The organism is Oceanobacillus luteolus, from assembly GCF_042678205.1.
Lineage (GTDB): Bacteria > Bacillota > Bacilli > Bacillales > Amphibacillaceae > Oceanobacillus > Oceanobacillus luteolus.
In genome coordinates, this window is the sequence record NZ_JBHUDE010000163.1 from 44,143 (window position 1) to 70,376 (window position 26,234).

Sequence of the window (26,234 nt, forward strand, 5' to 3'; positions counted from 1 at the left end):
TACAGGCGTGGAAACCTGTACCGCTCACATAGAAACCCTCGAACAAACAATGGTTATTTTAACCGTGTCCTGTTCGGGGGTTTTCTTATTGAAGGAGGTAATTGAATGACTAATACCCGTATTCTTCTTGCCGTGGGAAACGAAAATGTAAGTGGTATCCTACGGAAATACATTAATAAAGCAGAACTTCTTCATTTAATTGACCAAGAAATCATGCATTTCCGTTATTTAGACGAAATTATTGAGTTGCACGAGCCAGTAATATTAATTGTTCATGATGTATTTTTACCTTCTGATACAACGGGGAAAAGCGAACGTGAAAAAGAGTGGCTAAGTTTTCTCCATTTTACGCGTCAAAAATATGAAGATCTTCGGATTGTATTCCTTTGTGAACGTCCAAGAGATGATATATTTCTAAATCAAATCGTTGGTTTAGGTGTACTAGACATTTTTAATGAGTCAGCAATTGATATGGTTCAATTTGTGGAGCAGCTATCCACTCCCCCTAGATATGCGAATGTAGCAAAATTCCGCGATGATTCCTTTGCTACTGTAAAAATTGAAATGCAAGAACAAAAGGAAGCAGAAGAAAAAGAAGATGAAGTAGCTAAACAAGTCCAGGATAAAAATGCAGATAGTAACACCGAACAAGAAGATGACTCCGAGATAGAGCAACCAGACAATAAAGATGAAGCCGCTCCAACAGAAAATAAGAAACGTACTGAAAAGAAACCTCTAGAAAAGAGGGAGAGGGAGAAGGTAAAGGAACGCGTCATTGAAAAGTTGGTTCCATTACCAATTGAAAAAAAGATCGTGTTAGTTGGGGCTCCATTTCAACGTAATGGCAGTACATTTATTTCCCATCTTCTAGCTAAGGACATTGCAAATTTAAGTATCCCTGTGACGTACATTGAAAATCCGTTTAGTCGAGTATATACTTATGACCGCTTTGACGGGAACCGGAAGTTGGAGAATTATCGTAGTGTGTTTTATTCCCACCTAAAAAAAGATATTCCGCCAAATATCACCTTTGACTGGATGGAAGATGGTGTTAGCATAATTGCTAAACATCCAGAGGAAGATGTCTATAACGAAGAACAAGTAAATTTTGAACTGCTTATAAAGATTCTCCTTAAAATACCTTCTCCTATTACTATTATTGATGTGGGTAACGATTGGCATAGGAAAGTGGTACGTGATTTATTTGAAATTGCATCAAATGTATTTATGATTATTGAACCCGATGTAAGTGATGCACATTATCTTGAAGATCCTGACAATGAAAAAACAGCCTACTATCGTTATATCGTTGAACAAGATAAAACAGATATCATAGGTAACCGTATGGAAGAGTCATTACTAAAGAATAAACTTATTAATGAATTATACGGAGATAAGATTATTACTACCATTCCTACCATTAGCTCAAAGGCAGTATTTGATTGTCAGGATAAAGCTATTTTTATCAACGATTACGATTCAAAAGTTTATTCTAAAAAGCTGCTCCATCCAGTAGTTGAGAAAATTGTTCCTGATTCGATGTTAAAAAGGGGAAAAAGGAAGTCAAAACTCTTTTCAAGCCTGCTCCATATTTAATGTTTCAGGTTGACACTAATACCATCCAATGGTAAGATTTAAGCAAGTTATTGATTTTAATGAAAAATTACATAAAAGACGGGAAACCCCCGAAGAAATCAAATGAACTATGTTTATCATAGTATTCATTTTGAATTTTCTTCGGGGGTTTTTTCTTTTTTATGGAAAATCATTTCAAACTAAAAGGAGAGTAAAGAATTAGATGAAGAAGTTTCTTACCATTATTCTTTCTGTCGTAATTATTATAGCTGGATTCGGAACAGTCATCGTCTTTGACAGAGTAAAAGCCAGTTATAATCACACAGAAGTCATTGTCGCTTCGAAAGATATTATGTTTAAGGAAGAAATAACCGCGGATCATTTGGCCGTACTGGAGATACCGACTAATACCGTGTTAGAGAATGCTTTTACTCCAGAACAAGCGGATGACATTATTGGAAGTTACGCAGCTAACACTATTCCTGCTGGACAACAGATTAACCCAACACTGCTAGATGTGTTTGATTTAATTCCAAATGAAGAAAAAGGAGAATTTATTGCTGCAATTCCAGAGGATTGGTTATTTACAGTTCCACAATCATTACGTAAAAGTTACCTTGCTGATTTCTATGTTGTAGCAACAGATGAAAAGCGAATGATTGAATCAATGGGAAGTGGACAACAAGAGCATTTCATCACCAATGATCGTTTACCTATTCTTCAAAACATCCGTATATCAAGTGTAAAAAACAGTTCCAATGCTGAAGTAGAAACAGTTATAAGTGAAGATAAAACTGAATCAACTACAGGAACAATATCTAACTTAGAAATTATCGCTAATCAAGAAATTCTAGACGCATTACGTTCAGTAACGGAAAGCGGATATACCTTATATGTTGTATATACTCTGGAGCGGGATGGAAATGAAGGAAGAGAAGTTATTATAAATCAAAACGAATTACCGGAAAAACAAGAAGAGGAAAACGAAGATGAATCATCCGCAGATGATAACGAAGAAGAAAGTGAGGAATAAATAAATGATTTCAGTAGTTTCTTCAGACGATTTACTAATCAAAAGCATTCAGAAACATCTTCCAGATAATGAAGTGGTTCGTGCGAAAACAATCGAAAGTGTTAATCATCAAAACACTAAAACTCTTGTAGTAACAGATGAGTTTCTTCATCACAATGATTTTATCGATTATGATTTTTCCATGTACGAATATGTATTTTACGTTATGCAGAATGAAGTGATAGATGTATTAGAGAGCAGCATAAAAGGATTATGCGATGGCTATAACATCCACTATATCTCTTCTCGATTTACTAATGAACAAGTAGCGGAGCAGATTAAGCACGCCATTACCCCAAGTGAAAAGAAGAAGAAAAATATATTCTCATTCTTCTCTACGGTATCTAATGTTGGTTCGACTTCTACAACATTTTCAACTGCTTTCTCTGTTAGTGAGAATACAGATGCTAAGGTAGCAGTTCTCATTCTAAACGCTTGGGATAGTGGAGCGGATTACATTGACTATAAGGCGACATACCTGGATCAGGTTAAAGATTCTATTTTAAGCAGCCGCTACGATGATAATGAAGAATTTGAAAGTTTATTCCAAGAAGTAAAGAAAGATTCACTTTATGTTATGTTAGGAAACCGAAATACCAAGCTCGAAAGATTGTATACCAAAGAGGAAATTGAAAGAGTAATCACAAGAGCAGAAGAAGTATTCGATATCGTTATTATTGACGGTGGGTGTCATTACGATAACGCAAATATTATTCAAACATTGTATTCCAGCGATTATCATTTTCTAGTGTTAAACCAACAAGAAAAGTTGAAACGTAAATGGGAAGAAGTTTATCAAAATATTCTACAACCATTAGGTTTCCAAAAAGAACAGTTTCTACTTGTATTGAATCGTTTCCATAATAACCCGAATATGCCTACCATTAAAGATCTTAGAAACCAATATGGCATGAATGTATTAACGGCAATTGAAGAATCTCCAAATGGTTACTTATCTGAGTTTAACAAAAAGTCATTGTATCAATTCGATGATATGCCATACCGTGAAGCGGTAAACGTAATTGGAAGAACTATTGCTGCATCAGCAGGCTTTGAATTTAAAGATGGCTCACGTAGACGAAAATTCTTTAGTTTATAACGTTTTTCCAAGTGAGGAGAGAGGTGAGAATATGGCGGAAGTCTTTAATATAGTGACAGAAATTCAAAATAATCTTAGCAAGATGCCTGTTAAGAAAAATGAGGAAGATATGTATTCATTCGATAGATTAATCAAAGATGTAAAGGAACACTTTGATGATTTCTTTAAGGATGATGAAGTAGATAATGCTAAGAAACAAGAACGACTAGAAGTATATCATTTGGCTGTAATTGGTGATCCAGAAACAGAGGTCTTCTTAACAAATGAAATTGAATCATATTTAAGAACAATAAACATTAGCAACATTCCTTATCCCGAATACTACAGTTCATTATCGGAAGCACTTTATCATGAAATATTTAGATTCGGTATGCTGCGCAAATGGTATGTAATGGACCACTCACCAGCCGCTAAATTCATCGGTAAAGAGTTTTGGATAGAGATAGATGATGTATTCGTTAAACAAGAAGAAGAATTGCCTAGCGAAAAAACGGTTAGAGAATTCATTAATCGATTCCAAGCTGGCCAAAAGAATTTAAAGGTCAATGAATCTAATCCTTATGCCGAGATTGCATTGGAAGACCAAACACGTGTGACTATCATTATGCCACCCGCTAGTCACAAGCCAACACTCATTTTCCGTAAGTATATCGTTTCTAACTTCTCCTTTGAAAAACAAGCAGAATTAGGAACGATTGCTAATGAAGATACACAATTCTTTAAAGTGTTCTCTAAACTTTCGTTGAATACTGTGGTGGCTGGTCATATCAAGTCCGGTAAATCTACTTTTTTAAAAACGATTTACGGAGCAAGGGATCCTAGAAAAGTTGCTGTACTAATAGAAGGAACAGCTGAGACTTTCTTAAAAAGAGATTTCCCTGAACGGTTAGTACATGAGCTTTACACCCAAAGTCAAGATATCAACGTCGTTATTGCCCGTGCTCTACGACTTGACCATGATTACATTATTGTTCAGGAAGTTCGAGGGGTAGAAGCAGAGGGTGCAATTGCTGGAACAGAACGTGGTAGAAATGGCTTATTAATGTCCTATCACATTACTGATCCAGAAAATACAACTATTCAACTGGCACAACATATTGTGGACGAGTACCCGAATCGAACACAAAAGAATGAAATTATTCGTATAGCAAAAGCACTTGACGTTGGTATCACGATGGAAAGTCGTAATGGAAAGAAAGTAGTAACTTCTATTTATGAAATAGGTTTTGACGTAAAAAACAGGGAACCATTCATTAACTATCTAGTATTTTATAATTCGCAAAAACAACAGTGGGAATACAATTCCAATATCTCTGATGAATTAAAGAAACGGATTAAATACTTGGATGAATCATTGGCAGATGAATTTATTGAACACCTTCAAGTAAGAGAATCTTTATATCCAATGAGTATATCACCTAGAGAATCGATATCTCTAGATGGCTTTGGAGGTAAGTAAAATGAGTTGGCTAATGATAGCAGACGTCTTGGTTAGAATTATAGGTTACACCATGATTTTGTATGGCTTTTGGCTACTCGCCGGGCAATATGTGATAGCCGATGCTGTAACCTATATATCCCAAGATATTAAGAGAAGGCGATACGTTAAACGATTAAATCGAATCAGCAAAGTTAACACCTATGAAGAGAAGGATAATTCATTATTCCATAAACATATTCAAATGTTAATGAATGCAGTAAATAAGAAGAGTGAAAGCTCCATACTAAGAAATGAACCGCTAAATTTTTATATTTTATCTCTCTTCCTATTCAGCATTACGTTCATGATCCTATATCTCTTAACGAAAGACTTAATTATAGCAGTATTATTTGGTGTATTTTTCATGGTAATTCCCTATCTAGTGCTCAGAGTGAGATTGATTAATAAACGTATGAAAACTTCTATGTCATTCCTAAACAACTTCCACATCATCATGCAATCTTATACTGCAAGTGGAAAGAGTGCTTATTATATGATCCGGAATATTACGGAGGAATTGGATGATAAAGAACTTAAGAATACGTTTATCAAACTATTGGCCTCCATGCAACAGGACAGAAATGAAGAAGATTTTAGAGAAGCTATTAAAATATTTTCTTACACCATTAATTCATCATTTGCACTACGGTTAGGTAACTTGCTTTCTAAAGCACACCTGGAAGCTGCAGATATTACTTTACCACTCCGTGATTTGAATAAAGATGTATCTGGTAGAAAAGCAGATTTAGAAAATGAAAAATCCTTAAATGTCGAAACTAAAATTCTAGGTTACTTACCAGTTGTGACTCTACCTATTTTCGTCTTTGCCGCTTGGAGATTGTCAGCTATGTACAATTTTTGGTTTTTGTTCAATCAAAAAATAACATTACTTGTGTTCTTTGCAGCGATGATTTTTACTGCTTTTAGTTTATTTGCAGTATTAGTTTTGTTAAAACCACGATCCGATATCTAGGCAAAGGAGTGAAAGCGGGTTGAACATTATCGTTTTGTTAGAAATTTTGAAGTACATGGTGTTTGGTATTTTCCTATTTGCAGGAACCATAGTGCTATATCGAACAATAACTCCCAAAGAGTTAAGAGAAACTCACCGTTTACGATTCAAAGAAAAGTTGTTTTATAGCGCAAAAAGCACTGAAAAAAAGCTTCAAAATAAATCGTTTGATGAAAAATTAAAAGAAGCTGGATTATCATACCTCAATTCATTTCGCTACGAGATAATCCGACTAATTATTGTCCTTTTATTTATCGTGAATTACCTTATACTTCCTGCAGTTAGGGGAGAGGGTCTTACAGCGGTTTCCTTATCCATCTTATTGTTGATATGGCTCTTAACGGAACATCGCTTTCAAATACCTGTGTCTCTTATAAATCCTGCATTAAATCTGCTCATTAGTAACAAACAAAAAAAGCGAAGTATTGAACTATTCACCTTATATGATGTTCTTAAATCGGATTTACAAGCCTTACATGATAATCAGAGCGTAAACGTTTATAACCTTATGAAAGATTCTCTTCCGATGTATAGACACATAGACGGAACAGTATCACGGTTTTTATCTACCTTTCTTACCAATCCGAAAGCTGCAGAGAAAGTGTTTTACGAAGATATTAAAACACTGGGTGCTAAAACATTGGGTGAGATCATCATAAAAATTGATAATCTTAGTCGAGATGAAGCATTAGAAATTATACAAACTGAATCGAACTCATATGCACAGCATTTCTTCAAAGAAGAGTTTCGAGAAGGACAAAAAAGAAAAAATCGGTTACAAACTCTATTTAGTATCAATGTACTTTTCAATGCAGCATGGTTAATCATCTTTATAACTAGTATGTTACTTATTCAAATTGGTAGTGTAAGCGACATTATGTAATAAATGCTAAACAAAAGGTAGGTGAGCGAGAGCATGAGTGATTCCGTTGGTCAGATTCTTGGTGTAGTTGCAGTTCTTGCGATATTTATCGTAATTATCATGAACACTATCTTCCCAGCTATTAAAGACAATGGAACTAAGCTTGAAGAGAAGATTACTGATACAAACTACGGTTATATCATAGAGGAAAATCGTTATGACGCATTCTTATAAATGATACTTAAAATCTTATTTAAAGGAGGTGAGTCCTTATGGGAGAAATTTCTGGTAAACTACTAGGCCTTGTTGCTACTGTTGCTGTCTTTATCGTTGTAATCATGGTTACTGTATACCCTAAAATCAGCGAACAAGGTGATGGTCTTGGTACTCAAATGCAAACTCAAACAACTCAACTTAATGGGTTGAACTCGGGAACTTGGGATTAATTCATATATCTAACAACAATAGAACTTAAAACTAAGGAGGAAATGCAAATGGGTGAAATTTCAGGGAAACTACTAGGACTTGTTGCTACCGTTGCTGTTTTTATCGTTGTAATTATGGTTGCTGTATATCCGACTATTAGTGATCAAGGTGATGGTCTTGGTACTCAGATTCAAACTCAAACAACTAAGCTTAATGGCTTAAATTCAGGAACTTGGAGTAATTAATATACCCAAGCTACATTAAATTTATAAATTTTAGGAGGGAATAAAATGGGAGAAATCTCAGGGAAATTGTTAGGTCTTGTTGCTACCGTCGCTGATTTATCGTTGTAATCATGGTTGCTGTATATCCGCAAATTAGTAGTCAAGGCGGTGGAATCGGCACTCAAATTGAAAGCCAAACAACTAAGCTCGGTAACTTAGAATCTGGTAGCTGGTAATTTTAATGAAACCCTCTTTTGAAATTTTACATAACAAAAGAGGGCTTCTTACTAAGAAAGGAACCTAGGAAAGTAGGGGAATGAAATGAATAATCAATTATCCTTTATTATATTGTTACCTTTGGTACTCTGGGCTACCTTTCAAGGACTTTTGTATATTCATGCCGGTCAAGTACAAGAAACTGTAAACTTAGCCGCTTTCGAAGGTCAAAAACAGGCAAGTTTACAAGGATATTACTCTGATGACTTAATTAGTGATATGAAGGATTTTCTTGTTGAAGGATATAATATGGACCCCGATAAAATCGCTATAACTATCACTGATGAAAATAATACACCATTAAGTGAGTCAAATAGACAGTATAGAGAAGAACGCATGAATGTATGTATATCCATTCCGTCACCTGTTATTCATGTTTTAGATATCTTTGATTTCTCTGGTGATGGTGGTGATGCTCCTTGCGGGCAAGAATCAAGCGAAGAAAAATATTACAGAGTAGAAAAGGCAATTATGTCGGAATATGTTGACGGGGGACAATCTCTATGAGTGAACAGGTCCGAATGTTACTCGTTCTAGGGGTATCCATCGTGTTAATGATAGTTTCTATTAATATTTCTACCTATTCCAAACAATCCAAGTTCTTGAAAGAAGATTTAGAAGTAGCAGTACATGACGCTAGCTTAAAAATTGATAAAGAAGCTCTTTCAAATGGATATATTGTTTTCGATCAGACAGCCGCTTTAGAAACGTTTGAGGAAACACTTGAAATTAATACGGGATTAAGAGAAGGGGAAGACTACACTATTACAGCGTTTGAATTCTTTGATCATGATACTCAAACAAGTGGCTACGCTTGTGAAAACCCTGCTAATCCTTTGTATGAGTTTAATTATGGCTCTCAGACATTTACTATCACATGTCCAACTATATTAGCGATTATATCTTATAAATCAAACAATTATATAACCTTACCGGGAGATAGTAATACTGGGAAGGATATTATCAAAGGAGCAGCTTATAGTTATGAGTTTGATCCTAATATACAAGTAGCAAGTGCTAATGTTGCGGGTTTCGCAGCTTCAATGCTACATACCAGCAATTTTAATACAATCATGCCGTCCGAACTAATCAAAAAAGGTGAATATTATTGGCCGGTTCCTTATACATCAAATATTACTTCTCATTTTCAAAAGAATCGACTTAATCCTGTAACTAACGAGATTAGAGACCACAACGGAACAGATATTTCAGCAAATGGAATTGAAAACCAACAAGCTGTTTCCATTATTGATGGTTTAGTTACATACGCGGGTTATGTTCGTGGCTATGGGAATGTGGTTGAAGTAACACATGCAAATAATCTAGTAACACGCTATGCCCATTTAAACCAAATATTAGTTTCAAAAGGGGATAAAGTATCAGGTGGAGACGTTGTTGGCTTGATTGGGTCTACAGGAAACTCTACTGGTCCGCATCTCCATTTCGAAACCATAGTAAATGGGAAATTCATAGATCCATTATTACTATTTGAGTAAGGTGAAAAAATGAAAAAAATTATTATTGGAATCGGAATGATTTTGACTATAACACTTTTAGGTTTTTTAACGGTAGATAGTAACGATTTAGTTCCTGGCGTAGAATATCATACCTCAGTATTAAGTTCGTGATTTATTCCCCCACTTTAACATTTTTTAACAATTGTTGACTTACTCAACAACATAGTGCAAAATGTATATAAACATATTAATCTCGCTCTAAATATATGGTTTGTTAGTAATTAGTATCTATGACTGTTTTACAGATAATCTATTACTCATAAGCCTAATAGACTTATAGTTATGGTTAACAATCGATGCATTCTTTTGAGCGAATGAGTATAATGGAAAATTGTGCTAATAATTATTTCATTCTGCTCAAAAGAATGCTTTTGTTTTCCAATTTGAGTAGAGCACTATTATAAGGGGGAAATTTAAATGAAGAAAAAATTAATGTATGTAATGCTGATCGTTACAATGGTATTCTCTTTAAATCCTATTGTTATTCAAGCAGATAGTTCAAAGCCAGGTTCTTGCTCGATGACGATAGATACTGGAGTACATTCTTTTTCAAATAAAGCGCAAGCTTCAGGCCCATGCGCCGGGTTAGTGGAAGGATATTACTTAGAAGAAAATGGAGGACCGATGATATTTGGCGGTATTACTCGACTAGTTGAATATAGCGGACAACAATTTACACTTGGCACACCAGACCATCCGTATGGCGAATCTATTTTGACAGTAACTATCAAAAATTCCAAGCCTAAACAGGAAAAACCGAAAGAGCAACCAAAAGAAGAACCGAAAAAGGAACAGCCGAAACCTAAACCTCAACCAAAACAAGAGCAGCCTAAAAAGCAAGCAACTAAAGAACAACCAAAAGAGCAACCTAAACCACAACCAAAAAAGGAACAACCAAAACAACAGGTGAAAGTTGACTCTGCAAAAGCAACAACAAAAACTAAAGAACAACCAAAACAAACAGCTTCTGTAAGTAAGCAAGTAGATAATTCTAAAGGAAACCAGAATTCTAATGCAACTCCTAATTCTAATGGATCATCATCCTCAAATAACAAAATAACGAACGAAAATAATAATAAGTCAGACTCTGTAACTAATAAAGATGATTCCTCGAAGAATACTGCATCAAAAGAGTCAGAGAAAGAAGATGAAGATAAAAATAAGGAAGATGATGATGAAGATTCAATAAAACCCGATAAAAAAGATGAAGAAAACCAAGAGGACACTACTGAACCTAAAGTATCCAGTTTAAATGATTCAAAGAAAGATGATACAAAATCTTCATCTACTACTGGAATATGGGTTACAATTCTAGTCTTGTTAATCGGAGGAGGTCTAATTTTAGGATACTGGTATTGGAAAAAGAAGCGGTAAAATGAGAGGTGATCTGTTTGAGAAAAATCTTTAAGATTGTTTCTCTTTCCTTCTTGCTAGTATTTAGTCTTACATTCCTACTCGAAAGTAATACATATGCTGCTTCCGGACCTTATGATGTACCTACTAGTGTTAAAAACAATTGGAAAAAAATCAAAGGTAGTAAAGACCGAACTATGACTTCAGGTAGAAAGTTAGTTTATGATATATATTCTAAGAAAAATATCTCTGGAGGATACAGAATAGTCAATCGGAATTTCGGTGAAGGAAGTCAGCCTTATATTAACTTCGAAGGATGGGCCGTACTTTTCGGTCACAAAAAACATACTTATGCGAACAATGAAACATATATTGTTGCAGAGAAAGTTGGTGGGTCGGATATAAAAATTTATTCGACCCAAAAAAGGGAAAGTTTATCTGCTACAAAGGACTTAGAATATAACCGTCAAAGTGATACTGGTTTGTATAATGAGTGTCCTGAGAATGCTACGAATAGAGTCAGTACATCTTGTAATATGAGGTACAATAACGTTGACTTTCAGGCATTCTTACCTATTAATGAGTTATTCCCCGATAATGACAAGGGAGCAAAATGGCGTTTATATATCGTTAAAAAGGTAGATAATCAAATTGTATACGACTATTTAATTTTACCTTTCACATTCGAAGATTTAACTCACCAAGGTGGTAAAATCTCACTTTCCAGTGGTGTAAATGCAAACAAGTTGATTATGGAAAACAGTAATACACTTAGAAGAAGGTATGCCAACCAACCTGCTTCGCAAGTAGCTAGCGAATTAGGTTCTAATCGTTATTTTACAGCGGGACGGGTGTATACTAGAGTGGCTTCTAATGAAAGTAGAACCGTTATATTCTATGGAGTTAGAAGTCCTCATGATAACAATGCTACAAAGTATGCATCATCTGCTTATTGGTTATTTGGTGGTGACCAAGCCGTCCTGGAATATGAACCTGAGAGTACCAAGCCAGAACATCGACAACAGGAAATTTCAAACCATAGGTATCTAAAGGATGGAACACACTGGGTTCGCCCGAATGACACTGTAGATATTCGTCTAAGGGGCTATGACCAGCATTCTCTATTGGAAAGAACTAATATTCAATTACAGGGAAGTGGTGCCTTAGCACGAGCAAGACATGTCTATGGGAACGGCCATAATTACTATAATTCTTCAATATATATTGATATTCCTTCGTCTTCTAAGACATATGAAAGTAATACTAAAAGGACGAGAGAAGCTACTTTTGAAGTTAAACCTTTATCCAACACTCACAACCACACCTATGATATATCCGCTTATCACCGAGATCATGCTGGTAATAATACCGGTTGGGTGGACACAGGATTAAAGCTAAGAGTAGATGGAAAGGACCCTGGTAGTTCCCAATATGAGCAACATGAGATAATGGACGCAAGATATGTAAATGGTAATGACCATTGGATTCGTACAGGTGATAAAGTTAATATTCGTCTGAGAGGATATGATCAACACTCTAAATTAAACCGTAATAGCCTTCGATTAAGTGGAAGCGGTGCAAGCGGAAATGCAAGACACCTTTTTGAACGATATCAACCAACTGGCATCGCAGCGGGATTTGACTATAATAGTCCATCAATTTACTTTGATATTCTATCCGCAAGTAAAACTTATGAAAGTTCGACATCAAATTCTAGAGAGTCGACATTCACTGTACAACCAAAAGATAATGCACATGGACATAACTATACTGTTTCTCATTATCAAACAGATAACGTTGGAAATACTACTGGATGGAAAGATACAGGATTAAGACTTCGTATAGACGGCAAAGATCCTGGGAGTCCAACATATCAGCAAGAAGAAATTATTGGCGCTAGATATGTAAATGGTGATAAACACTGGATTCGCCCAGGTGATGAAGTTGAAATTCGTCTAAGAGGATACGATCAAGATTCAAAACTAAATCGCAATCAACTTAGATTGCATGGCAGTGGTGCGGATGGTAGAGCTAGATTTGTTTACGAAAACTATCAACCAACTAATCTAGCAGAAGGATTCGACTATTATCAGCCTTCAATTTATATGGACATTTTATCTGCTACAAAAACCTATGAATCTTCTACTTCTAATACAAGGGAATCAACATTTAAAGTTAAGCCTAAAAATAATACGCACGGGCATATCTATAACGTTTCTCATTGGCAATCGGATAACGTAGGTAATAATACTGGTTGGGTAGATACTGGTCTAAGACTTGGTATGGATGACCAAGCTCCAACTACATTATTTAGAAATAAAGCTGACACAGCAAATTTCACAAGCAGAGACTGGTCAAATGAGACCATAGAAGTAAGATTGAAATTCTCTGACCCCCATTCTGGAGTAAAGCGCTCTCGCTATGCTTGGACAGAAGTTGAACAGACTCCTTCTGAATCAGATTGGTCTAATTGGTCAACTAACACAAATTATGTAGTATCTAACGATACAGCAGGAGAATGGTATTTATATGTTGAAGTTGAAGATAATGTAGGTAATAAACGTGTGGTAAATGCTGGTGTTTATAAACTTAACAATCCACCAGTAGCTGATTTCAATTATGAAGGAAATCCTAATCCGCTTTATGAAGGAGATCCGCTTAAATTGATTAATACATCGACTGATGAGGATGGTCACGATATGACTGCGAATTGGACTATAACAGACCCAGACGGTATTACTCAGTCATTTACAGGTAAATTGATTGACCCTCACGGTTCTAAGAAAGTAGAAGGGGATTGGCACGTTACAATCCATGATATAAGTAACCAGAGCCAGCCGCTTCCTAAAGCAGGGGATTATGTTATCCATTTAGAGGTTATAGATGAACATAAAGCTAAGTCAGAGATAACACAAACAATCAATGTGAGACCTCTACAAATCAGCGCTAACGTATCTCATACTGAACGTTGGAAGGAAATACATGAAGAATTAAATAACTCGGAGAATGAATTCTTCTCGGGTGAACGCTTCATACTTACTTCAACTGTTACGAATAACTCGATATCATCGCCTAAGCTCGTAAATGTAGAAGTAAAAGCAACAGGTACCAAAATAGATAATTCTTCAGTTACATTAACTAAGAACCTCTCAGAACAGTCAAGAAACAGTGCAAGTATCAAGCATCGTGGAGAACTGTATGAGGACTTTATGTCAGATCCGAAGCATAAGTTTAAAGATAATAGCGATATGACTTTTGAATTTAAAGCTACCTGGTCAAACGGTGTAGTAAAATACGATGTTGTGACTATTAAGTTCTTAGATGACGTTTATGAGTTCTATAAGTTGCATAAGACAAATTAATATATTTTCTATCCCTTAAAACTTAGAAGTTGAATTATAACTTCTAAGTTTTTTTATCGTTTTATTATTTAGATGATAAGTTTAAATAATGACTGAAAAGTAACATATTTTCTTATAAATTAGTTATATCACATTAATTTCGTGGGTAAATTTTACCAAAAATACACCAAAAATAGTACCTTAGGCATTGTTTTTATTAATATAATTATTGCTATTCCTATTCTAAGAGTATATATTGAATATAGTACTGATTTTGTATATACATTTTTTCATTGTTTTTGAGAAATATATTGGAAATCTACTAATACAAATAAATTTAAAGGGTAAAATTAGAATAAACCATATTAAAGAGGGGTAGTTTTCTTTGAAACCTAATAAAAAGTTAAATTTTTTGAATTCTGAAATTTTAAATCCTGAAATAATTAAATACTGGTATGAGAGGTATATTTTTACTATTAGTGAAGATATGTATGTAAAAATGGCGGTTCTTTCTAAAACGGAATATGAATTAGATCAGGATAGGGAGTTAACACAAAAGTACAAAACGGTGTCTTCTTACTCAGAAGAGTTACCTATTGAACTTATGCCAAAAGAATATAAAACTAAAATAGATAAGAACGGTAAAATTGAAGAGCAATTTGAACTAAACAAGGAATTGTTTGAAACCTATGCCAAACTACAAGGAAAAGAATTGCTTGAACTAAACACTAAATTAATTAAATAGGAATCAATTGAAATCCAATTGAACAAGAGAAAAAGGTTTGATATAATTTATATGTAAATACCTTTTTCTTTTTATTTTTTAATAACCTATTTAGGTTATTTGGTTTTTAAACTACTAAACCGACCTTTGGGTCGCTAGAAACGTACTTTTGTATGTATTCTTGCGCCCAAGGGTCTTTTTTGTTTTAAAAAGAAAGAGAAATGGGTGTCAATAAAAATAGGAGGATGTTTGTTATGAATATTTTTGCAGAGGAAGATCGAATGTACAAGATTACTGTTTTTGCTAATATTGAACCAACTGTATTAGCTAAAAATTTGAGCAGCATTCGATTTAAAGTTAATCATAAAAATGGTGGTATGTATTGGAAAGGAGAAGATGGATTTTTTAATATCATTCCTTTTCACAATCAGAGTATTCAATTAGCTAAAGGTTATCGTATCTATACAAATTATCCTATTAGTACAATTGTTTACTTACTTGATGGCGCTTTTAATTGGTTGGATTCCAAGATAACAGGTATAGAATATCAATATCTTTTATCTAAGCCCAAATTGGTACTTATAAAAGAATTTCTTGCCAATCCAAAATTAAAAGTAATTGATTCACGTGGACTTTTCTCATTTGACGATATGGGTATTGTTATTATGGAGGATAAAGTAGTTTTTCAAAGAAGAACTAAAATTAAAAAAATAGGTGAGGAACTAAGAAAGATCGAGGATGTTAGGGATAGATTATTCCCAAGTACCTACGATCTTTTTTCTGTTTTTGAAGGGGAGAATGCAGTATGAACTATGGAAGTGGCACTGAATTACTAATGAATCAAGATGGAAAAAAAGTGTTCATTAGTAATTATAATGAGGCTAGTATTGCTTATTTTTTCAACGAATTATCAGTACATGCAAAGTATATAGCTGCAAAAGGGTTAACAGAGGATAGTAAACTTTTTGAGTTTAACGATGGTTCAGATACCATAATGGGCGCTTATTTTTCTTTAAAGGATAGTGAATCTAATCTTTTTAATGAAAATGGAATTCTTCTATCTAATGGGGGAGGTTACGTTTAATGCTGTCACTTTTCAAACACGAAGAACGAATTGAGTATAAACAGTGTTCATTTTGTGAAGGTGAAGGTGTTCTTGAATGGACAAAGATTACAATTATTAATGAGGAACGTAGTATTGAAACTCCGTATCTCTTCCATTGCCAACAATGTAATGGTAAAGGAAGATTAAGGATAGAGGTTAAATCAGAGAGTAATCGGAGGTAATAAAATGAGCGGAATTCTTGGTAAACGTTGTTCTGCAGTTATAGATAATGAAATAAAGGAAGGTACGATTAAAGGTTGCTATTATAATGAGTATTGGCATCCCTATACTTATCGTGCTTTCCATATAGAATTTGATGACGGTACAAAAGATACCTTAAGAGCTAAGGACGTTGACGTCACTTTCAAATTAAATTAAAATAAATTTTTTTGGAGGATGTTTGTTATGAGAAAATGTTCAGAATGTAAAAAAGTTATGATTGATGGTTATGTTATTGAAGGAGGTATGGCTTATTATTGCTCGGAATCCTGCCTTCACAAGAACATGACACACGAAGAATTCTTAGTTCTTTACGATGACGGCGAGGGAGATTCGTATTGGACCGAATGGTATGAGGAAGATGAACAGAAAGAGGAAGAAAACATGGACCAATTTAAAATGTTTGATATCGTTATACATGAATCAACTCAATTTGTCTTTCAATTTTTTGATTACCTAGACCAAGATAATTGTAGAGTGATGGATGAACAAGAAGAACTTTATACGTTTCCGATTAGTTCGATTAAAAAAGGAACGATTAAAGATCTGGAGGATTTTAAACTAAATAGCGCTAAAAAATTTCGTTATTTACAAGCATATTTATAAGATTTTTAAACAATATAAGCATAGTGTGTTAATTGACACACTATGCTTTATTTAGTTTCTCCAAAGCCAAATCAGACTAGTGACTTTATATTTTTTAACCATAGCTTTTATTAACTCATCTTTTGATTTATGTTTTCAATCCAATTGGAAATAGTTTTACTCATACTAACTGAACCATCTTTTAATTCATCATAAAAGTATGAAAGTAAGTTGACCCAAGATATTTTTTCTGAGCTGCTACCATTTCGATTAATATAGTATATGATTTTTTTCAATTCCTTCATTTTTGATTCATTAAGATGGCCACTTACATATTCTTTCGCTAAGCGGTTTACGATATTTGTATGATGGATAGTTTTATCTAATAATATAGCAGCCGTTCTTGTGGGAGTTACGTCTAATGAATATGCTAATGCTCGAATCGACTCAAAATCATTTTGGTTAAATCGAGTTGTGATTCGTTCAGTTTTTGTGTTTTTCATCTTCTGTAATGATTCTCTATCTAAATCACCAATATAAAAAGTATTTCCAATCTGTAAATCTCTCCTCAAATGATCCGATAACAAGCCAATTACTTTTTTAGATTTTAATCCAGAAACGCAAATTATTTCAGCGATATCTTTTACTGGTGTATTAGTAACATAAGAAATTCTATAAATACATTCCTTTAATTCAACAGGTACCGTTGGTTTACAATCAACTTTTTTATCTGATCTCACCTTTCTTTGCCTACCCATTAAAAATCTCCCCTTATTTCGTGTTTATACTTTTAGAACAGATTCCCCGTGTCCTTAGGATAATTAATATATATGAAGTTAAAGAGGGGGGTATGTATAATTTTATTTTTTAATGGCAATAACTTAATTAAGTAGATTTCTAGAAAGGCAGGGTTATAGAGATGAGTAAAAGCACTGCAGATTATATGGCGGAAAAAATTATTAAAAACAGTAAAAAATATCACTTGCCATTAAAAACAAAAAAGAAAAAGAAGAAGAAGCGATCCTGATGACTCTTGGAATGCTTGAATATTCTCTCCACTTGTTTTATAATTGACTTGTAAACTTTTTTATTTCGCATTTTTTAATTACCTTTTAAGGTAATATGGTATTCTACTAAATTTACTGAGCCTCTGGGCTTTCATGGAGCACATACTTTTTTGTATGTTTACTTTCATGATTCCCAGGGGCTCTTTTTGTGTTTTTAAAGATACCAAAGCGAATAATGAAAGTAAAAAAATATAGGAGGATGTTTGTTATGAGTAAGGTTGCACAAGTTTATGACTTTACAACAGGTAAGGAAATGGTTGGAATTACGGAGACGAATCGTAAAACGTTTCATGTAATGAAAGATGGTACGATGACTTCTTATTTCAGTCAGAACAAAAAGTCACGATTGAAAGATAGGGCGCGAAGAGCACTTGGATATTTCTTTGACTTAGAGGATTAGGGATTATAATTCTCAGAGTAAAAAAACACTTTTTGGAGTTACTTTCTAATGAGGATATTTTATAGGAGGAATTTTTTATGTTAAATAGAGTTATATTGGTAGGAAGATTAACTAGGGACCCTGATTTAAGGTATACACCAAATGGAGTTGCTGTAGCGAATTTTAATATTGCTGTGAATCGTCCATTTACAGATGCTAACGGGGAACGTACTGCTGACTTTATCAATGGTGTTGTTTGGCGCAGACAAGCCGAAAACCTCGCGAACTATATGAAAAAAGGTAGTTTAATTGGTGTAGACGGTCGTCTTCAAACACGAACGTATGAAGGACAAGATGGTAAAACCGTTTATGTCACAGAAGTGGTTGCAGACAGCATCCAATTTTTAGAGTCAAAATCTTCACAATCTAACCAATCTAATCATACTCAAAGTAATAACAACCAAGGCTATGGTAATCAAGGTAATAGTAACCCAGGTTTTGATAACCAAGAACAATATGCCGGGGCTTATGAAGGTACGAATATGGGAGGACAAGGAGAACCAATAGACATTTCAGATGATGATCTGCCCTTTTGAGTGAATATTCTGTTAATTGTCTTGAATACTCCTAAACGCAGAGGGTCTTTAGCAAAATAATATTGCTAATACCCTCTTTTTCACGTTTTAGGTAGTAATTTACTATAATCATTACAAATATTTGGGAGGAATAATCATGACTCAAAATAACATTTACGTAGAGTATGTAAAGATATCAAATCTTAATGCAAATGGTGAAGAAATAGAAACTGATTATGCAGTGCATATATTTCATTCCCATAGCGAGGTTTTAATTCATCACAGCAGCTCTTTTGAAGAGTTAAAGGAGAGCATCCGTGGTTCTAATCTATTGGAATTGGTTTCCAAATCAGATATGGATGCTGCTCCAAATGAAAGTGAAGAATTGGTTCATGAAAATAAAGGTTTATATTTTAATCAAAAATGGATCAATCTAGAGGAATTACAAGAAATAACACTTTAAAAAACTTATTCTGTATTTTCATAGGAGGGTATGAAAATGAGAGTCTTTGTATTAACTGACCAAGGTTGGTTGAATGAAGATGATGTTTTCACTCCGAAAACTGGTAAAGTCAAGAAAAATGCTAAAGCTTTACCTATAAAAGCGAGTGAGGAAAAAACAATCGAACTCAAAGAAGAGTTACCGATGGTTAGAGTAATAAGAGGATACTATTTTATACAATGTGTATAGATGAAATAAATTAAATGTGAAAGCACCTTACAGCTAGATATTACAGGCCTGTAAGGTGTTTTTATAAAAGGGGATATCTATTATGAATCAACATCTATTAGTAGTAGAGGGGACACAAAGCCAGTTCAAACAGCTCATGGAAGCTTATGATATCAATGAAGATGATGTGGAAGCAAGTCAATTGGAAAACTCGGAAGTCATTCGGTATTGGGTGCTTATTCGTAGCCAATCAACAACCGTAGAGGTTATGTCTGATGTTAATCAATATATTGAAGTAATTGGTAGATACTGATCAAACAGTAGGAGGAAATAATAATGGCCCATATTGGTTCTAAAATACGTTCTGGTTTTTTTGCGACTCCGGAACGACAAGGTGAATATATTGCAAATCTGTTAAAAACCGAGGGGAGCGGTTTATGGTTCGATCCAACGTGTGGTGAAGGTAAGATACTTAGCCAATTAGCCGAGACCGTACCTTCAACAAATGACGAGACTGAAATCCATACTTATGGTGTGGAATTAGATAAAGGAAGAGCTGCTGCTGCTAAAAATGAACTTACTAAGGTAGTTCAATCACCTATCGAAGCGATGGTTATTAGCAATAACAGTTTTTCCTTTTTATTTTTGAATCCGCCATATGACGATACTATGAAGGTCGATGATAACACAAAAGTGGAACGGAAAGAATATATCGAGTTAAATAGAAACACTCGTTATCTCATGGAAGGGGGAATAATGGTCTACATCATTCCCTCTTACCAATTTGCGAACCCTAAGATAGCTAGACACCTAGCTACCAATTATGAAGATTGTGGTATCATGTCATTTTCTTCAGAAGATTATCCTGATTTTCGCCAATGCGTTTTTATCGGCCATAAAAAGAAGGGTAAATTTAAACGTTTTGATGATAGAGGAAAAGCACTATATGAATTTCTTTTAAAAATGGATTCAGAAGAATGGATTGCGAAGAAAGTCACACCAATTAATCAAATGATTGGTCGAAAAGTTTGGTCTATTCCTGAAGGTAAGACAGAGATTAAAACCTTTTACTCTAAACTTAGAAATAAGAATGAGTTTACGGCTGGCATTTTAGCCTCGAAAGGTTTTGAGATATTTAAGAATCGTGCAGCTACACCAACCTTAACTATCGGTGGAGATCCTATCTTACCTCCGAATCAAGGCCAGTTAGCTTTGTTACTTGCGAGCGGAGTAATCAATGGAGAGTTGGGGTCCGGTGACCATTATCATCTTGTTCAAGGTATGGAGGTAGTGGAAACAGAAACTAATACAGAGGTAGAACACCTAAAAAACAGCAAAAAAACGATTGTTACAGAGACTACGAAACGTAATGTCTCCATAAAGGCAATTCTACCAGATGGTACAATCAAAAAATTTGTGTGAGGAGTAATTTTCATGGAATTTAATCCTAAAGCAATGGCAAGGATGGTTGAAAATGATATGTATTTATCATTTGTATTTGTAGATTTAACAAAAAGGAATCCAAATTCAAGTGAAAGAGATATATTAGAGATTGTTTACAACGCTAATGTAGCAGAGGATAATGTCTACTCTTATTCTTATCAAGAAGAATTAAATAAAATAAATGAGGGATAGAGGGATTGAGCATATGCTTAGTTCCTCTTTTTCTTTAGGAGGTTATTACAGTGGCTACCCGAATGGAAAAAATAGAGGAAGTCTGTGAATTTGTATTAGGTTTGGATCAAGCGCTTAACTATGTTGAGAAATATATTAAGACATCGTTAATCAATGATATCAAGCAAAATAAACTTTCTATGTACCATGCTTCTGTATATCTGATGCATGTTTTGCGCGAGGTACAAGTTAGGGAAGATCCTAATGATTTTAATATACAACACCGAATTGATGAACTAATGAATAGCATGTCAGAAATTGCTAGCCGTTCATAATTAATTTAAGGAGAGGAAATTTAAAATGGGAGCACAAATGAATCTTTTTGATATAGAACTTGTTAATAATAAAGGAAAAACAAAGGACATTCGTTCAGAAGCACAAGCAAATCGTAAAGTCGCCTACGACGTTGGTGAAAAAGTAGGTGGTTCAAGAAAAGATGAAGCCGCTCTGAGAAAAGCATTTGAGGAATCGCATACGGAAAATAACTTAAAAGAACTTGAAAGTCTTTCCGCTGTTACAGCTGCTGAAATGATTACAAAAACAGAGTTATTCAAACATTTTAGTTTGGAAGATGAAAAAGAGAGAGGAACAGAACCGGTTGTAGCAAGAATTAAACAGTTATTGATTCAACGGATCGATAAAATTCCTGCTAACGATTCTGCTGAGAGTAGACAACAATTCTTACGTGCTGCTAATTTTATTCAATTCGAGTTGGAATATATTTTCACCTTAGATGAATTAGTGGAGTGGGTTTACGAAATTCGTAGTCACATGAGATATGAAAAATTGGACCCTTCCTATGTCAAGAATAGAATTGGATACGCAGAGCACATTCTAAAATCCAACAGTGATGAAGAGGAAAAAGCTAAAGCGAAGAAAGATTTAAGGGCTTATAAAAAACAACTTAAAAACATTGAAATAGCATCTAAGACTCCATTACGTGTTCTAGGGAAAAGTTTTACAAACTTTTTTATTAACGCTAGCAGTGCAAACGCGACAATTAATAATGTGGAGAAGAAAGTGAAGTCCTGGGAGGATCTATTGTCACCAAAAAAGGCTATTAAAAAGCGTACAGCGAACAAGCCTGTTTGGGAAAGGGAGTTTCCAGAACGTCCTGACCGCTATGGAGGAAGAGTTTCAATGATTCGTACCGGCGAACAGTTAATGAACGAATTTAATTTCCGTGGTGTAGAATTCGGAAACTGGACTAATGATGAAATCGGAGCAAATCACATTTTTAGAAGTTCTGAAGCTTTTTATGATTTAATTGATATCTTAAGATTGAAACATAAAGAGAGTGTTTCATTAGATGGTTCATTAGCAATGGCCTATGGTAGTCGTGGAAGGGGTTCTGCATTAGGACATTATGAGCCTGCTAGAAAGGTTATCAATCTTACTCGTAATCGTGGTTCTTTGGGTATCATGGCTCACGAATGGTTTCATGCTCTAGATAATTACTTGTACGATGTTTCGCACTCGTATCAGAATGGTTTGACTGGTTATCTATCAGATTGGAGCGGAGCGGGAAATTCAATTTCTCCACTCATTATTGATACTTTTCAAGGCTTAATGAAAGCTATTAAAGAAGGCACAAGTCTCAGACTAATAGATAACACAAACAAGCCTAACGATAGATGGCGAATTGGTTCTTCATTAGCAAATCTTTACAAAGAAAAAGATAGCTTATCAGAGGTTATCGTTGAGCTAAAAATTCAGTCTAATGAACAATTAGAGCGAAAACTCACTTATTCTTTACCTTCTTTTCTCAACGCAAAAGATTACGAGAAAATAAAACAAAATGAAATAAATAAGAATGAGCGTGAATTCGTCAAAAAGATACAAGCTCTGGCTTGGTTACATGAGCAAGAAACCGGTGAAAGACTTGAAAAAATACCAGTACCAACTGATAGAACTCAATTTTATAACAATGCTATTGAGTTAGATCGTAATAAGGAAGGTAAATACTGGAGCAGTAATGTAGAACTTGCTGCAAGAGCTTTTGAGGCATATATAGAGGATTTACTAAAAGATAATGACATGAAAAACGATTATCTTGTTTGTGGTACAAATGATTCTAAAGCTTTTCCAATTGGAGAAGAAAGGAAAAAAATTAACACATACTTTGATATTTTATTCATTCATCTTAGACAAAATAATCTAGCTTAATTAAAAGGGAATTGAGTTTTACTTAATTCCCTTTTTCATAAGGTTTAATTAATTGTTGACCATAAGTATAATAAATTAAAGGGTATATACTACTGTCAACGAGGAAATACTAAATGATGCGGAGTGGACCAATTTGAGTTTTAAAGAGGTTTTTGAAACAGTGGATGAAGTAATAAATAAGTTAGAGGAATTAGATGTTCATTGCAGTTTAAATGATATACATGCAAAGTTAGTCATATTAGGAGGTTCAGGTATATTGCTTAACCTCGGTCTTCAAGGTGATACCTTTCGTCCTACAACGGATATTGATGTTGAAACAATTGCATCGTCTGATTTTGAAAAACTTTCGGGTTCGTTATCAAAATACGGTATTCAAACGGTTGGTGGTGTGATGGATGTACCACCAATGGAAGATTTGACTAATGAAGAGAACTTATTTAAGCTAGAAGGAACCGGATTTACCAATATTGAGGTTTTCGTTCCATCTCTTGAGTTGCTCGCTTGTTGTAAAATCTTCTCAAAGCGGGAAAAAGATTTAAATGACCTTAAGAGTACAAATTTATTGAATCAATGTGATAAAACAAAATTAAATGATTTAATTGAGGAATATAAACCTTATGTTCTTAATATTAACGATCCTTTTCTAAATATACATGAATTAGATAACATTTTTGAGGAAAAAGATATATAATAAAGGTAAGGAGGAATCGCTATGGCTAGTTTAAGAAATAATTATCTGGATTCATTATTTGACAGCTTAGAAAAACAATATAACTTTCTTGCGAATGGTGGAACCAATTACCGCTTAGAAACTACCAGATTGTCTCTTTATGTTGTAAAAAAAGCAATGATGTTTGAACCGTTCTTAAATCATAAAGCAACTAAGGAACTAGTTCGTCAACTATTAGGTGACGTGAACAACGAACGGTTAGAGGATGTAGCAAAAATGCTTTACCTAAATGCAAATGTCGAATACAGAAGAGCCAATGATTCTCCTGAATTTAAAGAAGCTCTAAAGAAAAGACGAGCGAATAGAAAAAAATTAGAATTAGTAAAGCATTAACCAATTCAGTTTTCTAATAAAAAATGATATAATTTCATCAATTAAATAAAATAAGGAAATCCCTTAATAAATAATCCTCAGCAGAGGTCTATTTGTTAAGGGATTTTTTAATGGCCTATATTGTTAAATCTAGTATAATCATACATTTTTTGATAGTATGATAGATATACACAAAAAATTTTACATAATAAAACAAACAAAAATAAAAAAAACCCATCCATTCGTTTTATTTAATCTCTACAGTTTGGCCGCTGATAGATTACATAAAACAGGTAGCTGGATAGGATTCTTTACTTTAATTATTATATGGATATTCTAACATAGAAAATATAAATGTCAAAGTATAGAATTCTTTTTTCGCCAGTTTATAGATTGGGATGGGCGAAAGGGGATTAGTAAAGATGGAGGAACAATTTGATCTGTACTCCAATTATAATGAGGACCGTTATATTCATTTCCGCTATGTGCCAACAGGTGAATATGAAATCGTTGAATCAAAAAGAAATGGTAAAATTATTCATAACCGTAAACCAATCTTAGAGAAGCAGAAGCTAAGTTTTGAAGATGTAAAAGCATTGAATCTAGATAATTACGGTCAAGATGTTCGTACCGCTGCAGAAGATTTCACCTTAATACATAATTACCTCCTCGACTTCTGGGGAGCTGTCATGGGGTCGGAGGCAGTTATGATTTATATTCACCTAAAAAGATATTGTTATGGTGGAAAGGACTTCTGCTTCCCGAATATGGAAACTATACGAAGAAAAATGAAAAAAGGTAGCAAGGCCACAATTATTAAATACATGGATATTCTCGAGGAACATGGCTTCATTGCTAAAATAAATCGTATCGATAAAAAGCGTAATAACGGTTTTGCCAGTCCCTTCTTTAAAGTTCGTAGATATATACCGCTCCTATCTCAAGATTTGATTGAGCAGCTGCCCAAAGAAATACAAGAAGAACATGATAAGTTCTTGGCCAGAGCAAATGGTATTGATCTAGATGAAAACTTTGATCCGGAAGTCTTTATTAATGATTTAATGAAATCTTCTCAAGTAATGAAATCTAATCATCAGAAGGATAAGGAAGAAACCTTAAAGCAACAAGGAAAAATGAAGGAATACATACTCTCTCAATTATCCACTGAACAGCAGGAAAGATGGATGATGATTCAACAAGACTTGGAGAGTAAAATCTCTAAACCATCTTTTGATGTTTGGATAAGGGATTCTATTATAGTTATAGATATTGAGAAGCAAGCAGTTCGAATCTATTGTCAAAATACATTTGTGGTCGATTGGATGAGAAAATCATATAAGCAAATGATTGTAGAGTCTATAAAGGACATTTTTGATATCGATATTAAACATTATGAGTGTATGCAGTATGAAGAATATAAACAAGGTGATATTTAATTCTAACTGGTTCGGTTAACGAGAAGAAAAAATTAAAGATCATAGCCTTTAGGGACTTCAATTCATATGTGAATTGAAGTCCCTGTTTTTGTTGTTATGTCAACGTTTATATGATTTATATTGTCGAATTGGAAGAAAATTTACACATGTATTAGCAGCAGCGCATAACTTTATGTGGTGTTATTAAAACACTTGCTAAAATAGATATAGTAAAGTAAATTCAAAAGTTAGATTTGAAATATATGTAAATAAAGTAAACGTCAAATAATCCACACCTAGTTTTAGATGTGGACTATTGTTATGATTTATTTAGTTTTATTTGGTACACGACATTCCGCTGGAATGGACGGTGACC

At 34.1% G+C, this 26,234-nt stretch carries 32 protein-coding genes; 31 read left to right on the forward strand and 1 reads right to left on the reverse strand.

What is annotated here, in order from left to right:
* Positions 1-105 precede the first annotated feature (105 nt).
* The 19 genes from ACFSBH_RS19450 (at position 106) to ACFSBH_RS19540 (ending at position 16,891) form a co-directional block, all read left to right on the forward strand.
* A complete protein-coding gene (locus ACFSBH_RS19450) occupies positions 106-1,596 on the forward strand; it encodes a hypothetical protein (protein ID WP_379599300.1) in 1,491 nt (496 codons plus the stop codon).
* 202 nt (positions 1,597-1,798) lie between these two features.
* Positions 1,799-2,608 (forward strand): SAF domain-containing protein, encoded by an 810-nt coding sequence (locus ACFSBH_RS19455; protein WP_379599302.1) that lies wholly within the window; start codon positions 1,799-1,801, stop codon positions 2,606-2,608.
* A 4-nt stretch (positions 2,609-2,612) separates the two neighbouring features.
* Entirely contained in the window at positions 2,613-3,746 is a 1,134-nt protein-coding gene (locus tag ACFSBH_RS19460) for a hypothetical protein (RefSeq protein ID WP_379599304.1), read from the forward strand.
* Entirely contained in the window at positions 3,670-5,205 is a 1,536-nt protein-coding gene (locus ACFSBH_RS19465; protein ID WP_379599306.1) for an ATPase, T2SS/T4P/T4SS family, read from the forward strand. Before ACFSBH_RS19460 ends, ACFSBH_RS19465 begins: the two co-directional genes overlap by 77 nt.
* A gap of 1 nt (position 5,206) precedes the next feature.
* Positions 5,207-6,199, forward strand: coding sequence for a hypothetical protein (locus ACFSBH_RS19470; protein ID WP_379599308.1), 993 nt, complete (start codon positions 5,207-5,209; stop codon positions 6,197-6,199).
* Between the two features lie 19 nt (positions 6,200-6,218).
* The gene (locus ACFSBH_RS19475; protein WP_379599310.1) at positions 6,219-7,121 is read left to right on the forward strand and encodes a hypothetical protein; all 903 of its coding nucleotides are present in this window, start codon (positions 6,219-6,221) and stop codon (positions 7,119-7,121) included.
* A 33-nt stretch (positions 7,122-7,154) separates the two neighbouring features.
* Positions 7,155-7,334, forward strand: coding sequence for a hypothetical protein (locus tag ACFSBH_RS19480; RefSeq protein WP_379599312.1), 180 nt, complete (start codon positions 7,155-7,157; stop codon positions 7,332-7,334).
* 38 nt (positions 7,335-7,372) lie between these two features.
* Positions 7,373-7,546, forward strand: a complete 174-nt coding sequence (locus tag ACFSBH_RS19485; RefSeq protein ID WP_379599314.1) for a hypothetical protein — start codon at positions 7,373-7,375, stop codon at positions 7,544-7,546.
* Between the two features lie 48 nt (positions 7,547-7,594).
* Positions 7,595-7,771, forward strand: coding sequence for a hypothetical protein (locus ACFSBH_RS19490; protein WP_379599316.1), 177 nt, complete (start codon positions 7,595-7,597; stop codon positions 7,769-7,771).
* 300 nt (positions 7,772-8,071) lie between these two features.
* Positions 8,072-8,533, forward strand: a complete 462-nt coding sequence (locus ACFSBH_RS19495) for a hypothetical protein (protein WP_379599318.1) — start codon at positions 8,072-8,074, stop codon at positions 8,531-8,533.
* Positions 8,534-8,580: 47 nt separating this feature from the next.
* Positions 8,581-9,522: a M23 family metallopeptidase gene (locus ACFSBH_RS19500; protein WP_379599362.1), complete on the forward strand. Its 942-nt coding sequence runs from the start codon at positions 8,581-8,583 to the stop codon at positions 9,520-9,522.
* 438 nt (positions 9,523-9,960) lie between these two features.
* Entirely contained in the window at positions 9,961-10,917 is a 957-nt protein-coding gene (locus ACFSBH_RS19505; protein ID WP_379599320.1) for a hypothetical protein, read from the forward strand.
* Positions 10,918-11,432: 515 nt separating this feature from the next.
* Positions 11,433-14,258: a hypothetical protein gene (locus tag ACFSBH_RS19510; RefSeq protein WP_379599322.1), complete on the forward strand. Its 2,826-nt coding sequence runs from the start codon at positions 11,433-11,435 to the stop codon at positions 14,256-14,258.
* A 364-nt stretch (positions 14,259-14,622) separates the two neighbouring features.
* Positions 14,623-14,982 (forward strand): hypothetical protein, encoded by a 360-nt coding sequence (locus ACFSBH_RS19515; protein WP_379599324.1) that lies wholly within the window; start codon positions 14,623-14,625, stop codon positions 14,980-14,982.
* Between the two features lie 233 nt (positions 14,983-15,215).
* Complete coding sequence (locus ACFSBH_RS19520; protein WP_379599326.1) at positions 15,216-15,770, forward strand: hypothetical protein; 555 nt, start codon at positions 15,216-15,218, stop codon at positions 15,768-15,770.
* Positions 15,767-16,045, forward strand: a complete 279-nt coding sequence (locus ACFSBH_RS19525; protein WP_379599328.1) for a hypothetical protein — start codon at positions 15,767-15,769, stop codon at positions 16,043-16,045. Before ACFSBH_RS19520 ends, ACFSBH_RS19525 begins: the two co-directional genes overlap by 4 nt.
* Positions 16,045-16,248, forward strand: a complete 204-nt coding sequence (locus ACFSBH_RS19530) for a hypothetical protein (RefSeq protein WP_379599330.1) — start codon at positions 16,045-16,047, stop codon at positions 16,246-16,248. Before ACFSBH_RS19525 ends, ACFSBH_RS19530 begins: the two co-directional genes overlap by 1 nt.
* Positions 16,249-16,252: 4 nt before the next feature.
* Positions 16,253-16,444, forward strand: a complete 192-nt coding sequence (locus ACFSBH_RS19535; RefSeq protein ID WP_379599332.1) for a hypothetical protein — start codon at positions 16,253-16,255, stop codon at positions 16,442-16,444.
* A 27-nt stretch (positions 16,445-16,471) separates the two neighbouring features.
* Complete coding sequence (locus ACFSBH_RS19540) at positions 16,472-16,891, forward strand: hypothetical protein (RefSeq protein WP_379599334.1); 420 nt, start codon at positions 16,472-16,474, stop codon at positions 16,889-16,891.
* A 110-nt stretch (positions 16,892-17,001) separates the two neighbouring features.
* Here the strand turns inward: ACFSBH_RS19540 and ACFSBH_RS19545 are convergent, their stop codons facing one another.
* A complete protein-coding gene (locus tag ACFSBH_RS19545; protein ID WP_379599336.1) occupies positions 17,002-17,628 on the reverse strand; it encodes a hypothetical protein in 627 nt (208 codons plus the stop codon).
* 517 nt (positions 17,629-18,145) lie between these two features.
* Here ACFSBH_RS19545 and ACFSBH_RS19550 point away from each other — a divergent pair.
* The 12 genes from ACFSBH_RS19550 to ACFSBH_RS19605 all read left to right on the forward strand — a co-directional run bounded on the left by ACFSBH_RS19550 (position 18,146) and on the right by ACFSBH_RS19605 (position 25,879).
* The gene (locus ACFSBH_RS19550; protein WP_379599338.1) at positions 18,146-18,337 is read left to right on the forward strand and encodes a hypothetical protein; all 192 of its coding nucleotides are present in this window, start codon (positions 18,146-18,148) and stop codon (positions 18,335-18,337) included.
* Positions 18,338-18,414: 77 nt separating this feature from the next.
* On the forward strand, positions 18,415-18,912 hold the full coding sequence (gene ssb, locus ACFSBH_RS19555; RefSeq protein WP_379599340.1) for a single-stranded DNA-binding protein: 498 nt from the start codon (positions 18,415-18,417) through the stop codon (positions 18,910-18,912).
* A gap of 136 nt (positions 18,913-19,048) precedes the next feature.
* Positions 19,049-19,354 carry a hypothetical protein gene (locus ACFSBH_RS19560; protein ID WP_379599342.1) on the forward strand — a complete coding sequence of 102 codons (306 nt, stop codon included), beginning with the start codon at positions 19,049-19,051 and terminating at the stop codon, positions 19,352-19,354.
* A 36-nt stretch (positions 19,355-19,390) separates the two neighbouring features.
* Positions 19,391-19,582 carry a hypothetical protein gene (locus ACFSBH_RS19565; RefSeq protein ID WP_379599344.1) on the forward strand — a complete coding sequence of 64 codons (192 nt, stop codon included), beginning with the start codon at positions 19,391-19,393 and terminating at the stop codon, positions 19,580-19,582.
* 82 nt (positions 19,583-19,664) lie between these two features.
* Positions 19,665-19,874: a hypothetical protein gene (locus ACFSBH_RS19570; protein ID WP_379599346.1), complete on the forward strand. Its 210-nt coding sequence runs from the start codon at positions 19,665-19,667 to the stop codon at positions 19,872-19,874.
* 23 nt (positions 19,875-19,897) lie between these two features.
* Complete coding sequence (locus ACFSBH_RS19575) at positions 19,898-20,983, forward strand: DUF6094 domain-containing protein (protein WP_379599348.1); 1,086 nt, start codon at positions 19,898-19,900, stop codon at positions 20,981-20,983.
* Positions 20,984-20,995: 12 nt separating this feature from the next.
* Positions 20,996-21,196, forward strand: a complete 201-nt coding sequence (locus ACFSBH_RS19580) for a hypothetical protein (RefSeq protein ID WP_379599350.1) — start codon at positions 20,996-20,998, stop codon at positions 21,194-21,196.
* A 50-nt stretch (positions 21,197-21,246) separates the two neighbouring features.
* Entirely contained in the window at positions 21,247-21,510 is a 264-nt protein-coding gene (locus ACFSBH_RS19585) for a hypothetical protein (RefSeq protein ID WP_379599352.1), read from the forward strand.
* Between the two features lie 25 nt (positions 21,511-21,535).
* Positions 21,536-23,401 carry an LPD1 domain-containing protein gene (locus tag ACFSBH_RS19590; protein WP_379599354.1) on the forward strand — a complete coding sequence of 622 codons (1,866 nt, stop codon included), beginning with the start codon at positions 21,536-21,538 and terminating at the stop codon, positions 23,399-23,401.
* A 133-nt stretch (positions 23,402-23,534) separates the two neighbouring features.
* Positions 23,535-24,092 carry a DUF6036 family nucleotidyltransferase gene (locus ACFSBH_RS19595; protein ID WP_379599356.1) on the forward strand — a complete coding sequence of 186 codons (558 nt, stop codon included), beginning with the start codon at positions 23,535-23,537 and terminating at the stop codon, positions 24,090-24,092.
* 21 nt (positions 24,093-24,113) lie between these two features.
* Positions 24,114-24,464, forward strand: coding sequence for a hypothetical protein (locus tag ACFSBH_RS19600; protein WP_379599358.1), 351 nt, complete (start codon positions 24,114-24,116; stop codon positions 24,462-24,464).
* Positions 24,465-24,865: 401 nt separating this feature from the next.
* Positions 24,866-25,879, forward strand: a complete 1,014-nt coding sequence (locus ACFSBH_RS19605; RefSeq protein WP_379599360.1) for a DnaA N-terminal domain-containing protein — start codon at positions 24,866-24,868, stop codon at positions 25,877-25,879.
* The last annotated feature ends 355 nt before the right edge of the window (positions 25,880-26,234 follow it).